Genomic DNA, 13,538 nt, shown 5'->3' with positions numbered 1-13,538 from the left:
AAGAATGACAGTAGTTGTACAATCAGATGTAAGCGTAATTTATAAAAAGCTTACAGACTTGGGGTTCTCTGGGCTAACAGGCTCAATGGATTTTCGGGATTCTACTTTTAAAGTTGGTTCTTCAAATGTTGCTTTAACTGACCTCTTAAGTTGTGTTCGAAATAACACGGCAGGTTCTTATAATGGAATGTTTGATTATTCAACTGTAGCTAATAACTTACCACGTATTACAACAGATCCTTCAACCATGAAAAAAGGTTTAATGATTGAAGCAATGTTTGTAAATTCTTTACTCAATAGTTTGGCACCGGTAAACAGATCTTTAACTTTTGGCCTAGGATCTAAGATTGCAATGGTTTTAGATTGTGTTGGTTCCGGATCTGTTGAGTTGTTCTCTAGTGGCGTCTCCTTAGGTATTGCAACTCAAAATAAACCCTTGGTTTATATTAATACCACTACAGCTACCCAGAATTTAAATTTAAGTCTAGTTGTAAATGGGTCGCTTGATTATTACTGTCTTTACTCAGGCAATGGAAACCGAAAACGTGTTACACGAGTAGCAACAACAGCGGCTACAGCAACGTATAGCAGCGATATTATTAAGGTTAATGAAGCGCAATTACCTACATTATTTAATAATGGGGAAGGTTGTGTCGTGATAAAACAAAATTTCCCAGTAGCACTATTTGATCGAAATCAAACAAACTCTAGCACTCTTCCTTTTTTTCAGTTTTTGGAAGCTTCTAGTGATAATGGGATTTTTGTTAGTCGTATGGAAAATGGTTCTCGACCAAATTTCTTAAGACTTAAGGATTCGGTTATTGAGCGTTTTGCTAATAATGCAGAACTTTCTGAGAACAATACTATCGCTATTAACTTTAATAAAAGCTCAGCAAAGTTAGCTATGAATGGGGTAGTTGGCCAAAGTGTGTCTTTTAACGGTCCACTTGACTTGACCAGAATGTATTTGGGTTCAGGAATTGTTTATACAACGAATGGAACACAGGTAATTCAAGAAATTTTGTTCTTTAATCGACAATTAACAGATCAAGAATTATTGTTAATTTCTGCTAGCTAAATAAAAAACTTTAAGCCCTCTTCACGAGGGCTTTTTTATTACCTAAATTTTCTGGAGATATCAATGGAACCAGTTTCCACTAGCGGTTTAACAGCACTTTTAAAGTTTTATGGGGCAGCAATTATGGTGACTTTAGCGGTCGCTTTAGTTGCAGCAGTTGTATTGATGACACGTATGCCACGATCACCCCAAGAATGGGCAGTGGGCTTGATCTGTACGGTCGTATCAAGTTTGGCGGGTGGCTCATTCATTATTGTGAAGTGGGGGCTTCATGAATGGATTACTGATATTTGGGGGATGATTGCCTTAGGTGGCTTCTTCTTTATTTGTGGGATTCCCGGATGGGCTCTAGTCCGATGGATTTTTAACTTTATTGATAAACAGGAAGGTAAAACTATCGTTGAAGTAATCAAAGAAGTTAAGAAAGCCAAAAGAGATATCGAAAACAGTTAATACCGCCTTCGGGCGGTTTTTTTACATCCAAAGGAAAACGAAATGAACATTGAACAATATCTTGAAGAACTCATTAAACGTGAAGGCGGATATGTGAATAATCCTGCTGATCGTGGCGGTGCAACCAAATACGGTATTACTGAAGTAGTGGCACGTACAAATGGTTTTAAGGGCAACATGAAAGATTTACAGCTTGATGTGGCAAAAGCCATTTATAAAAAGCAGTACTGGACAGCTCCGCGATTTGATCAAGTGAATGGTGTTTCTTCTGCTGTAGCTGAGGAGTTATTAGACACAGGAGTAAATTGTGGTACCGGCTTTGCAAAACCGCTTTTACAGCGTGCACTAAACTTATTGAATAATCAGGGTAAAGCAGGGTGGCCAGATTTATCAGTAGATGGGATTTATGGTCCAGCGACATTAAATGCACTTAAGACTTATCTGTCCAAGCGAGGCAAAGAAGGCGAGAAAGTATTGGTGCGAGTTCTTAATATCATGCAAGGGCAGCGCTACATTGAAATCTGTGAGCGAAATCCAAGCCAAGAACAGTTTTTCTATGGCTGGATCGCTAATCGGGTTTCAGTCTAGCCTCATCTTAAGTGCATCTTTTATAGATGCACTAACAAAAGTTTTTAAGAAGTATAGTTACCTTTTTGAAGTAAAATTTCTGGAAAGTGTTTTTTTAAACAATCTTTTGCGTGGGGATTTAATCTTAATTGTTTTATTGCTAATTTTTTATATGATTTGATTTCTAAAATATTATGGATTTTAGCCATAAGTCCTTTATTATTATAAATTTTCAAAACATCTAGATACCTCTGTTGATCAACTATTTCTTCAATAGTATTAATTCTTTCATTATATTTATCATTAATATTTATTGAAGCAATGAAAGCTTGAAAATTACTCTCTACAGCATTTTTAGTTTTTCCTTCTTTAATATTTGCTTCCTTAAAGTAAAAATCAATTTCAGCAGATATATAGCTTGCAGCTTGATTTTCAATATCATCATTTAAAGCTGAAATAATTATATTTTTAATCCGATCTATAATTTCTTGACTGTAATCTACAGGTGAATTATGCACTACTATTTTAAGAAGATCTTCATCTAAAAGTAAATTTTCAACTTCTGCAACATCTAGTGAAAATATCATATCCTCCTTCAAATTATCCAATCTATTTACTGGTGAATGATCAGAATCGATTAAACCGAATGCTTGTGTTGAAAGATTATGGATTTTATTAAAAGCTCTAGTAAAATTAATTACATTAATACAGGAACCAACAGGTTTAACTGTGAAATTGGGAAAAATAATCTTATAAATCTCATCATCATTTTTTCCAATCTCTCCTTCACAAAAAAGAATATTTTTTCTACTTCCAACCAATTCAAGAAGTAAGTTCTCTGGAAGTTCTTCGGTATTCTCAATTTCACTAATATCCCATTCATTTGGAAATTTAAAAGATCTTACCCAATATTTTTTTGCTTCATTTCTGCCTATTGCAAAATCTATTTCATGGGTTAAATATAGGAAAATACAGTCTAATCTTTCATTTTCTAACGTATCCCAGATTTTATTTAAAATAGTTTTATGTAGATACATTTCAGGTTCATCAATAATTATTAATGAGTCCTTAGGAGCTTGTAAAATCTGTGCAATATAATAAAGCGCAACTTTTTCCCCATCACTCATATGATTGGCTTCGTACTCCTCATTTGTTTCTTTTATTCTGACCATAATATTAGACTGCTTACAAATTAGTTCTCTGTGAAGAAATAATCTGTTCCATATTTTTATAACTTTATCTAATTTAGTTTCGGGAATGTTAGATTTACTATCTGGAATTTTATCAGAGCGTACATCTTCTATATATAAAAGTAGTATTTCAGTTCTTTCTGCTAATAAATTTTCTATTAAGTTTTTAAATTGTTGTCCCAACTCATAAATATAATTTATTGATGAAGTATGAGTGTTGGCCCTAAAGGTCCATTTAGAGTAGTTAAAATTATTTTGCTGACTTATTAACGCTAAATTAGTATTTTGCGTATTAGATATGCTATCAAATTCTGGAATAAATAATAATTTTTGTGCAGAAATAATTAGGCTGTGTGCACTTAAGTTATTTTTTAGCTGGGCAGCTAAACTACTTTTACCTGACCCATTAGCACCCAAAAGCACTATGTTTGAAGTTAAGTAATTTAATTGTTTATAGAAGTTTAATGTAAACCTTAAAGTCGAAAAAACTGTGGTGTCATATCCTTCTATATTCCTATTAAAGTAGGCTTCAAGTTCATAGAATGTTTGTGGTTCTGGTTGTATATCCACATTGTGATATAAAGGTAAGCAATCTTTGTAAGCTATTAATTGATCTAAAACATTATTCATATAGTGAATTGGAAATTCACTTTCATTACTTATAAAAAAATTATAGAAACTTTCGATAAATTCTTGTTGTAAGGAAATTTCATCACATATTTCAGTAGTATTATCCAGTTTGATCGCAATTTGTTTTGCTTTTGTCAATCGCTCAATTATTTGCTCTATTAATGCTTTTAATTCCATACAAAAACTCATCTATATTGATTTTTAAATTAAACATAATCATATAGTGAGTTATTAGATAGTTTATTGTTTTGTTTTTCAAGGAAAATTCATTCTGATATCGTTAATAGTTCATCCCACCTAAATGGATTTCTACTTAACTTATCCCGACTCATCGACCAGTTCCGACCAGGAACAAAACACGGTCCGACCCCTAATTTTTTCTTTCCAAATTTACTATGGATACCATCCATAGCCTTCATTAAACATTCCTTTTTCTCTATATGTGCAAAGTCAGTTAACAAGTCATAAGTATGGCCAGACTTGGGTTCAAGACCTGTCAGCACTACGCCACATTTTTTATATTTAACTCCTTCTTTATAGATCTCGTTCAACATCCGTGTTGCTGCTTTAACAAAATCAATAACGCAATCTGTCGGTTCAGAAAACGAACCTGTGATTGACTTGTTATAAAACGGCACGTTTGGGTCGAAAGGATTCGACTGTACGAAAGCAATCATACATCCGCATAACAGTTCTTCATCACGTAGCCTTTTACATGCATCCTGAGCATACATCGAGATAGCTTCTTTTAGATCCGTTAATTCAGTTACGCGACCTCCAAAAGAACGGCTTGCAACAATCTGTTTTTTTGATGGGGGAGTATGCTCGATCTCTATGCATGAGATGCCTTGTAATTCGTATATCGTTCTTGCCATCACAATTGAAAACTTCTTTTGCATCTCGCGCGGCTCAGCACAAGCTAGATCAAGGACTGTATTAATTCCCATACCTTGCAATTTCTTTGAGTGCTTACGGCCAACGCCCCAAACTTCTGATACTTCAATTAATGAGAAATAATATTCTTTATTGCATGGATCCATATTGACGAGATCGCAAACGCTGTTAAAGCCCGGATTCTTTTTAGCTATATGGTTAGCTATCTTCGATTCAGTTTTACTTCTTCCAATACCGACGCATACGGGGAGGCCTAACCATTTCCAAATTTGTTGGCGCATTTGCTGCCCGATTTTTTCTAAATCAAAGTTCTTTTCATAAGCCGTGAAATCTACAAAGCATTCATCGATTGAGTATGGTTCAACTTCTTGATCTGTAACATAAGAAGCAAGGATCGTATGAAAGCGCCGCGACATTTCTGCATACATTGCATAGTTGCTTGAAAGTACGATTACGTTATGTTTTTGAACTATGTCTTTAATTTGGAATAACGGCACCCCCATTTTAATGCCTAACACTTTAGATTCATTGCTGCGAGCAACGGCACATCCGTCATTATTGCTGAGCACAATAACGGGCTTATCATTCAAAGATGGATCAAAGACTCTTTCGCAAGAAACGTACATGTTATTGACGTCAATCAAGAAAAAGACTTTATTCTCATGCTTCATGAAGTTCTTCTTGTCATTTTAATAATATGAGTGACAACCCCCCAAACTATTAATTCCTGTCCATCTGAAAGATAAATATTTTTATATTCTGGATTTTCGGCTTTGAGCCATTTCCTAGACTCTTCAATCATTAAGCGCTTAACCGTAAAATCATTATCGATTAGAGCCACAACGATGTCGCCATGCTTTGCATCTAAACTACGATCGACAATTAGTTCATCATCAATTTCGATTCCTGCATTCAACATAGATAAAGATGCAACTTTGACAATAAAGGTTGCAGTTTCATTCTTAATTAAGTGCTCATTCATATCGAGCGCTTTGTCTATATAGTCTTGTGCAGGAGAGGGGAAGCCAGCGGAAATTTTTTCTAGAGCGTAAGGGACAAGCAGGTGAGTTGATGGTACAACTTGCTTGATTAACAAGGCTTCAGATAAAACAGCGCCTTGTGTGAGGTACGGTTTTATCTGGATGATGGATGGTGCAATTTCGCTCATAGCATTCCCCTAATTTGATTTTGTTACAAATTCAAATGATATGCTAGAGCTTGGTTTAAATTCAAATTAAAAAAATTGTGGATAAACAAGTAGAAGTCACAAACTGACGTGCTTAATCATACCGTTGGTCAGAAAGTGAACATATGAAATTGAAAAAAATTTAGCTTTTGTATCACTAAAAAAATTATTATAAAAAATACTATTGTTAATATGCGGTATATAGTGCATTTTTTATTAATGAGTTTTTTCTTTAAAACTTTTTTAAATTTTAATTATTGTAACACTAAATATTAATAAAATAATTAATAAATATTTTTATTTTTATTTTTAACATATTGTTTTTATTGGTTTTTATTTTAATTGAAATTGAATTTTATAATAATATTTATAATCTTTTATATTTTATTATAGATAATAATTATTATAATGTTAGACAGATTAGTCTTTTGTATGTAGACCGATAATGTTTTTAAAAAGGGTTTGTTGACTTGAAATATCTAGTTACAAATAGGTGGTTTTAATATTATAAGAAAGTTCATTAGTATTGATTTGTTCATTTTAATTCTTACAAGGAATTTATTTTAATGAGAATTTTTTCATATTTATTAATCATAGCAGCAGCAATAATTTTTTATTTTAGCATAAAGTTCGGATTTGATTTAAAAACAGCCATTTATACTTTATTTTTATTAGTGATGTGGTCACTATGCTGTTATTTTTTATACAAATTTTATGATGATATGGGATATCAAAAAATTTGGTTTTATCTTATTTTCGGTATTTTGTTGAGCTTCTGTTTTTATCCACTTTTAGATTTTTATTCAGTTAAACCAGTTAGTTACGACTGGTTAGATTGGCTGGGCTTCAGAGAGAGAAGGGTTAGTAATGAAGTAAATGAACAAAGATGGTTTGGGAGAAATTATGGTAAATTTGGAATAACGGTTATATTTTCATTAGTCGCAATAATAATTCAACTGTTATTTGATAATGATGATTAATAATATTGCAAAATAACTGTCGAAAATGGCAGTTATTTTTATTAACTATTTAATTGTTATTTTTTAATGTATTTTTTGGTTGTGCTACGAACTCATCTAATGGCATATCTAAGAAAAAATGCTTAGCTTCTTCATGTTTGCAATGCAGCCAATCATTTCTTAGTTCTGGTGGAATAACAATAATAGAGCGTTTTTCATCATTAGGAGCGTGGAATTGCTTCATGAAAGGATGGTGATCAGAGTTAATTGTGAGCATGCTCATTGATCTGATTTCTTCACCGTTCACTACTGCATATTCATAAATGCCAGCAATAGTAAAAGGCATATCATCTTTCCGATATATTCCCCACCATTCAGGCTTATTGTTTATGTACTTCGGTTCGAAAATTACATCCGCAGGTATTAAACAGAACTGGTTTTTCTTCCAAGCATTGCGGAAGCTGGGCTTTTCATGAACTGTCTCAGTTCTTGCATTGTAAGTGTTATGAACTTTTTTAAGTTCCTTGACCCATGGAGCGACTAAGCCAAATCTAGCTAAACGCCATTCCATTTCTTCTTTTTTCGAGAATAAAAGGGGAGCTTCATAGTTAGGATAGATATGATCTTTATATTCAAATGTTGGCTCAAACAGATCCAGCAAGTGAATTCTATCTTTTGCGATTGGTTCGTAGTTTGAGCACATCACACAATCCATATATAAAAGTACAATATTGTACTAACTTAAAAGAATCTCATAGGTTTTGTCTAGAATTCTGGAAAGCTCACTATCGAATTCATTATAAAGACTTTCAAACTCTGGAATTTGGATCTTAAATTCTTGGACTTCATTATTATGAAGATCACTTAACAGAAAGCCCGTAACTTCCATTAGCTTCTTATATTTATCTTTCAAACTAACTAGATCTAAATTGCCTCCATGCAACTGATAATACCTACTATCGAAAATAAACTCATGATATTGTTGGGAAAATTTAAAAGTAAGTATATTTAGTTCATCTAAATTTCCCTTGAAGTTAACAACGAGGTTTTCAAATTTAGATGAATCTACTTTTAAAGATTCAGAGTTAATTATGAAAGAATAGATATCTTTGTATTCGCCATGAATAATGTTTATAGTTTTCATGAAATTATGAGTAGTCATACGGAAACGATCAATGTCCCCTTTTTTTAAATTATATTTAAAGTTATCAGCCCATGAAAACAAGCTATAAGCTACAAAAGCAGAACCAATGAGGGTTGCTAAAATTGAAGCATAATCTTTGAATTCAATAAATTCGAAACAATAAAAAATAGAGCAGATTTTAATGTAAAGATGCTTATAGAAATAAAAATCATAAAGGAATAGCAAAACTAAATATGAAATAAAGACAAAAAATATAATTGAAGAAATTTTGATAAAAATATTATTTTTCATTTACATACATGTTCCAAAAGATGAAGAGATGCCCTTGTTTTTAGTCAAAGGTGTGATGCTGTTGAAGGTCTATAAAATTTTTAATTAACCCAGCTTTCAACATAATAAGCCGCCGTTGTATCATTTCTCTATATCTAGCTTGGCATGACACTCATTACTATATAATTATTTTGCAAACCTAATGACCATCCGATCTCTTTATAAAAGGGTTCCCCATACTTAATTGTATGCTCGATATAAAAGTAAACCCAATCTTTCATTTGCTTATTCTCAATATTTCAGTAAGTAATTTAATATTTAGGACCATCGTAATCAGCCCAACTATTCAGAATATCTGCTTATAATATTATTGTTATGCTCAATCCATTTTTCTTGCATATTCCTTATCGATTTTTGTTCAAAGTAGATTCTGTTTTTGATCAAAGCTTTTGAAATGTCAGATAAGACAACATTTTCAATCATATTCATAGCTTTACGAAGATCATCAAAAGTTACTTGGATATACCCATCGGTTACATCATTATCATCATCACCAATCATGTGATTAATGAGTTTTTTAATTGTGTAACTACCAATCGCTAAACTATTTGCGATTGTTCCGAAGGTTCTCCGCAAGTCATGAAATGTAAATTGAATACCAGTTGCTTCAGTTATCGTATGACGAGCTTCACGCTTATCAACGATATGTGAATCAAGAGTATCGCCAGCGAAAACATATTTATTATTGCCAGCAAGTTTTTTTCGTTCTGCCAATATATACCAAAGCATTTCTCCCATCGGTAGGAGAAGGTCTTCATGATTTTTGGGGTCCTGAATTTTTATAGTTCCATATTTTAAGTCAATATTTGCCCATTCCAGTGTTTCACCTTCTTCTCTGCGGAATCCGGTTAGGATCAATAGGAGTAAGAAGTCCTGATTTGTGTATGCACGATGATTTAAATTTTGGTTGCCTGCCCACCAAGTTGTACACACAGCAAGTGACCAGTCATGTATCTGGTCTGCTCGAATATACCCCTTACGACGTTTTATCTTGTTCCATTTCTTTTCTTTATAAATAACCCCAACAGGGCTTTTCTCTGTGATAATTTTTTCATCATTATCGTTATATAGAATTGAGGCATTGAAGTTATAGACAGCTGATAAGAACTTCATTGCAAGATTTGCTTGGGCTAAACTTCTCTCAGATAAGTCCATATGCTTGTTTAAAGTCATTTTCTGAGAAATTTCAGTAATCTTGATGTTTTTCCAATCTTTAAAATAATCATTGGCACATCGGTCATAAGCATCAATCGTATTAGCGCTTAGCTTTTTTTTACTTTTGTAGACTTCATAAGCTTGTTCAAGCGTTGGAATTAATTCGTTTGCTTCTTTTTCGGATTTAAAGTCATTCTTTAATTGTCTTTTTTGAGCAACTGGATCAATACCTTGATGCATCATTAACAATATTTTTTTAGCTTCAGTACGTGCTTGCTCAAGAGTATATACACCATGTTTACCAATGGACTTCCTTTTGTTGCGTCCATCAGGCATTCTCGTTTCAACAAAATAAGTTTTCGACTTTGTTGCAATTAAACCAAAACCAATAGTAACTGAGTCACGATAAAATTTAGTTCCCGTTTCTTCGAGCGGGATGTTGTCGATAAATGTTTTTGTAAGTTTATATCTTTGGGTCATGGTGACTTAAAAAGTACGAAACGATACGCAGCAATATACCACAATATTTCTGAAGCCTACTATAAGCCTATTTTTGATTGATTTGATTGAAAACAATAGGTTTTTAAAATGATGATTCTTGTCTTAAGTTATTGTTTTTATAATTAAATAAATGCTCCGAAGATGCCGCTGCATGTGTCGTTACCCTGAACCCGATGAGTTCAAGGTGGACGCGACGTATACTTGCTGGGTTTCCTACACGAGGGTAGGCATACACTCTAAATATACAGAACACATCCATAAGTTTAAGTATCGGCAGGGGAATAGACCCGCTGGCGAACATCCCAGAGACAGTTTAAGTATAACCGATCTGACCATGTTGGCAATCACCTAAACCTCTGGAACTGTAAACTTAGTTTGCGTTTGATGAAGCTTTGTACATTAACAGGCATAAAGTAATTTCAATTACGTTTAATAGTGCCAATAAAAAACGCCTTGCATCTATTATTCATAGAGCAAGGCATTTTTGTATGGATAATTTATTTAAACAATTTGTTCAACATCATCCAATATTGTTTGCAGTAAACGTTCACAGTGAGTGTATTCTTGCAAAGACTTATTAAGGCTCAGTACTTCTTGAGTCAATTGTAGAGCAACCATGATGACCAGTTTGTTGTGCTCAACACGTGGAGCACTACGACGCATCTCATTAAATTTCTCATTGAGAAGTTCTGCTGCACGTTCAAGTTCATCTTTTTTATCTAAAGTAGTCGCGAGTCTAAAGGTCTGCTCAATCAGCCTAAGCTCTACCATGACTTGTTCACTCATGATTGTGTCTCCTCACCAGTTTCAGCATTAGGATGGGCAAGCTGCTGAATTTCTTGAGCATGCTGATCTTGAGCAGTGCCTAAAATTCCTAAACGTTGAATAATCGCTTCAACTTTTGATTTAGCAAGCTCATTTTTTTGTAACAAACGATCACGATCTTGTTGTAAATCATGAAGCTCTTGTTGGGTTTGACGCTGGTGGGCTTGTAACTTTTCTTTTGCAACACGTAATTCATTGCGCTCGGCAAGAATTTCTTGAAAACGATTTTTTAAATCAGTCGTACTTTTTTCTAATCGGCTATAACGTTCCGCAAGTGTGTTAGCATCCTGATTCAACTGTTGAAATTGACCTTTTAACTGAGATAGTTGCTCAGTTACCGACTCAATTTCCTCTTGTTTTTTAGTGATAATACTATTTTTTTGCACAACTTGTGCGTGATGCTCTGTTTCAGCCAGTTCTTTAGCTTCCGAGAGTGCCGCATGTTCACTCTCTAAATGATGTAAGCGTGTTTTTAATACGCTAATATGCGCTTGTAGCCGCTGTAATTGTTCTAACATAACGAGGTCGCACAGAATTGCAATCAAAGGTAATATATACAAAGTATAGAGATTGGATAAACGAATGCAAGACGATATTTCAGGCTGGACAGATTGGAACGCTCATTTTGAAGGAATTGAAGAAATTTCAAGCCCTAGTGAGTTACATGGTCTATTAACAGGTATTGTTTGTGTGACAGAAGCGCCAACGCGTGAACAATGGTCACAAATTTTAACAACCCTTAATGTGCCAGAGTTAAGTGAAGATGCTCTAACGCTTTTAACTGATGAAGCAGAAGATGTTATTCATGCGTTATCTGAAGATGAATTAGATTATTTACCTATGCTTCCTGACGATGACCATCTACTTCAAGAGCGTGTACAAGCTTTATCAGATTGGTGTGCAGGCGTTGTATTAGGTTTTGGATTGGCATCGGGTCATATTCGTCCAGATGAACTTGAGTTGATTGAGAACCTTCAAGATATTGCAGCAGTCGAATTTGAAGACTCTGACAATGATGAAGAAGGTGAAAGCAGCTACGAAGAGTTATATGAATTTGTACGCTTAATCCCTGTAAGTTTGTCTATTGGCAGAAAAAAAATTACTGTAGCTGAAAGTTCTTTATTGAAAAAATTTCATGCAAAAAGTAAATCTGCTGCTGTAGACACAGAACAAAATATTGTAGAAATGTTTACTCCACATCGCCCAAGCTAATTGAGGCTGTGTTATTGGTTGTATTTTATTTTTTGACTTTAAAATTCTAAATCAAGTAGATCATTATGAAATTGCCTCAAGCTGATTTTCGACATCGTAGAGACCGTTTGGCAGAAAAAATGGGTCCAAACAGCATTGCAATTATTGCAACACGTGAGGAAATGTACCGTAATCGTGATGCGGATTATAAATTCCGTGCCGATAGTAGTTTTTTCTATTTGACGGGCTTTGCTGAGCCTGAGGCAGTTGCTGTCATTGAAACCTTCGACGATGAAGAATATAGCTATAGTCTTTTTTGCCGTGAACGTAATCGCGAGATGGAAATCTGGAATGGTTTTCGTGCCGGAGTTGATGGTGCAGTTGAAGACTACGATGCTGATGAAGCATATGTAATTGATTTGCTTGATGAAGAAATTATTGAAAAATTATTAAATAAAGAGCGTCTTTATTATCGGATTGGGCACGATGCTGAGTTTGACGCGCGCGTGAGCCAGTGGATTAAAAAAGCAGATGCCGAGCACCGACATGAAAACGCTCCCGCTCAATTGCTACAGCTCGACCGTATTGTTGATGAAATGCGTTTAGTTAAGTCACCACAAGAACTTGAGCTAATGCAAATTGCTGCAAATATTAGTGCTGAAGCGCATACGCGTGCGATGCAAACGGTACACTCAGAAATGATGGAATATGCTCTTGAAGCTGAACTCAATTATATTTTTGGGAAAAATGGCTGTGTTCCGTCTTATAACAGTATTGTAGGCGGTGGGGCTAATGCTTGTGTTTTACATTATGTTGAAAATAACAAGCCACTTAAAGATGGTGATTTAGTCTTAATTGATGCTGCATGTGAATATGAGTTCTATGCTTCGGATATTACCCGTACTTTTCCGGTCAATGGTAAATTTAGTGCTGAGCAAAAAGCATTATATGAAGTTGTATTGGCTGCCCAATATGCAGCGATTGACGCAGTTCGTATTGGTAATTCATATCGTGAACCTCATGAAATAGCAGTTAAAATTTTAACTGAAGGTCTAGTTAATTTAGGTTTGCTCAAAGGTGATGTTAACGAACTCATCGAAACTGAAGCATATCGTCAGTTTTATATGCACGGCACAGGTCATTGGCTAGGCATGGATGTACACGATGTTGGGTCTTACAAAAAAGGTGAAGATTGGCGTCAATATGAAGAGGGTATGGTCATTACAGTTGAACCTGGCTTATACATCGCACCAGATGATGAAACTGTAGATGAAAAATGGCGTGGTATTGGTATTCGTATTGAAGATGATGTGGTCGCAACCTCGAAAGGACCACGGGTTTTAACTGCTAATGTGGTTAAAGATATTGCAGATATTGAACATTTAATGGCGCAAGCTAAAGCATAATTAAACGTATTCGCCAAAGGAGCAAAACT

At 34.4% G+C, this 13,538-nt stretch carries 14 protein-coding genes and 1 other RNA gene; 6 read left to right on the top strand and 9 right to left on the bottom strand.

Annotation, left to right across the window (positions count from 1 at the left end; all coding sequences use genetic code 11):
- Positions 1 to 4: 4 nt before the first annotated feature.
- From ODQ17_RS05200 to ODQ17_RS05190, 3 genes are all read left to right on the top strand, one after another.
- Entirely contained in the window at positions 5 to 1,078 is a 1,074-nt protein-coding gene (locus ODQ17_RS05200; protein ID WP_322902170.1) for a hypothetical protein, read from the top strand.
- A 63-nt stretch (positions 1,079 to 1,141) separates the two neighbouring features.
- The gene (locus ODQ17_RS05195; RefSeq protein ID WP_033848481.1) at positions 1,142 to 1,531 is read left to right on the top strand and encodes a hypothetical protein; all 390 of its coding nucleotides are present in this window, start codon (positions 1,142 to 1,144) and stop codon (positions 1,529 to 1,531) included.
- A 42-nt stretch (positions 1,532 to 1,573) separates the two neighbouring features.
- Entirely contained in the window at positions 1,574 to 2,119 is a 546-nt protein-coding gene (locus ODQ17_RS05190; RefSeq protein ID WP_322902167.1) for a glycoside hydrolase family 108 protein, read from the top strand.
- A 44-nt stretch (positions 2,120 to 2,163) separates the two neighbouring features.
- Here the strand turns inward: ODQ17_RS05190 and ODQ17_RS05185 are convergent, their stop codons facing one another.
- From ODQ17_RS05185 to ODQ17_RS05175, 3 genes are all read right to left on the bottom strand, one after another.
- Entirely contained in the window at positions 2,164 to 4,095 is a 1,932-nt protein-coding gene (locus ODQ17_RS05185) for an AAA family ATPase (RefSeq protein WP_322902165.1), read from the bottom strand.
- Positions 4,096 to 4,184: 89 nt separating this feature from the next.
- Positions 4,185 to 5,483, bottom strand: coding sequence for a Y-family DNA polymerase (locus ODQ17_RS05180; RefSeq protein WP_322902163.1), 1,299 nt, complete (start codon positions 5,481 to 5,483; stop codon positions 4,185 to 4,187).
- On the bottom strand, positions 5,480 to 5,980 hold the full coding sequence (locus ODQ17_RS05175) for a LexA family protein (RefSeq protein WP_322902161.1): 501 nt from the start codon (positions 5,978 to 5,980) through the stop codon (positions 5,480 to 5,482). Before ODQ17_RS05175 ends, ODQ17_RS05180 begins: the two co-directional genes overlap by 4 nt.
- A 584-nt stretch (positions 5,981 to 6,564) precedes the next feature.
- Between ODQ17_RS05175 and ODQ17_RS05170 the strand changes: the two genes are divergently transcribed.
- Entirely contained in the window at positions 6,565 to 6,978 is a 414-nt protein-coding gene (locus tag ODQ17_RS05170; protein ID WP_322902159.1) for a hypothetical protein, read from the top strand.
- Positions 6,979 to 7,027: 49 nt separating this feature from the next.
- Here ODQ17_RS05170 and ODQ17_RS05165 read toward each other — a convergent pair whose 3' ends face one another.
- The 6 genes from ODQ17_RS05165 to ODQ17_RS05140 form a co-directional block, all read right to left on the bottom strand.
- Complete coding sequence (locus ODQ17_RS05165) at positions 7,028 to 7,660, bottom strand: SOS response-associated peptidase (protein WP_322902157.1); 633 nt, start codon at positions 7,658 to 7,660, stop codon at positions 7,028 to 7,030.
- Positions 7,661 to 7,693: 33 nt separating this feature from the next.
- Positions 7,694 to 8,392 carry a hypothetical protein gene (locus ODQ17_RS05160; protein WP_322902155.1) on the bottom strand — a complete coding sequence of 233 codons (699 nt, stop codon included), beginning with the start codon at positions 8,390 to 8,392 and terminating at the stop codon, positions 7,694 to 7,696.
- Between the two features lie 321 nt (positions 8,393 to 8,713).
- A complete protein-coding gene (locus ODQ17_RS05155; RefSeq protein ID WP_322902154.1) occupies positions 8,714 to 10,066 on the bottom strand; it encodes a tyrosine-type recombinase/integrase in 1,353 nt (450 codons plus the stop codon).
- A 149-nt stretch (positions 10,067 to 10,215) separates the two neighbouring features.
- Positions 10,216 to 10,399, bottom strand: a non-coding RNA gene (ssrS, locus tag ODQ17_RS05150) — 6S RNA.
- Between the two features lie 189 nt (positions 10,400 to 10,588).
- Positions 10,589 to 10,873, bottom strand: a complete 285-nt coding sequence (locus tag ODQ17_RS05145) for a cell division protein ZapA (protein ID WP_003652859.1) — start codon at positions 10,871 to 10,873, stop codon at positions 10,589 to 10,591.
- Positions 10,870 to 11,430 (bottom strand): hypothetical protein, encoded by a 561-nt coding sequence (locus ODQ17_RS05140; protein WP_003652857.1) that lies wholly within the window; start codon positions 11,428 to 11,430, stop codon positions 10,870 to 10,872. The genes ODQ17_RS05145 and ODQ17_RS05140 overlap by 4 nt, the downstream gene beginning before the upstream one ends.
- A 64-nt stretch (positions 11,431 to 11,494) precedes the next feature.
- Here ODQ17_RS05140 and ODQ17_RS05135 point away from each other — a divergent pair, with 64 nt between their 5' ends.
- Both ODQ17_RS05135 and pepP read left to right on the top strand, forming a co-directional pair.
- Positions 11,495 to 12,124 carry a UPF0149 family protein gene (locus tag ODQ17_RS05135; RefSeq protein WP_013198594.1) on the top strand — a complete coding sequence of 210 codons (630 nt, stop codon included), beginning with the start codon at positions 11,495 to 11,497 and terminating at the stop codon, positions 12,122 to 12,124.
- Positions 12,125 to 12,189: 65 nt separating this feature from the next.
- Complete coding sequence (gene pepP, locus ODQ17_RS05130) at positions 12,190 to 13,509, top strand: Xaa-Pro aminopeptidase (protein WP_322902151.1); 1,320 nt, start codon at positions 12,190 to 12,192, stop codon at positions 13,507 to 13,509.
- Positions 13,510 to 13,538 lie beyond the last annotated feature (29 nt).

This window comes from Acinetobacter sp. IRS14 (genome assembly GCF_034650275.1).
Taxonomy (GTDB): domain Bacteria; phylum Pseudomonadota; class Gammaproteobacteria; order Pseudomonadales; family Moraxellaceae; genus Acinetobacter; species Acinetobacter oleivorans.
The sequence above is the reverse complement of the archived record's forward strand: the minus strand, read 5'-3'. Positions and strand labels throughout refer to the sequence as shown.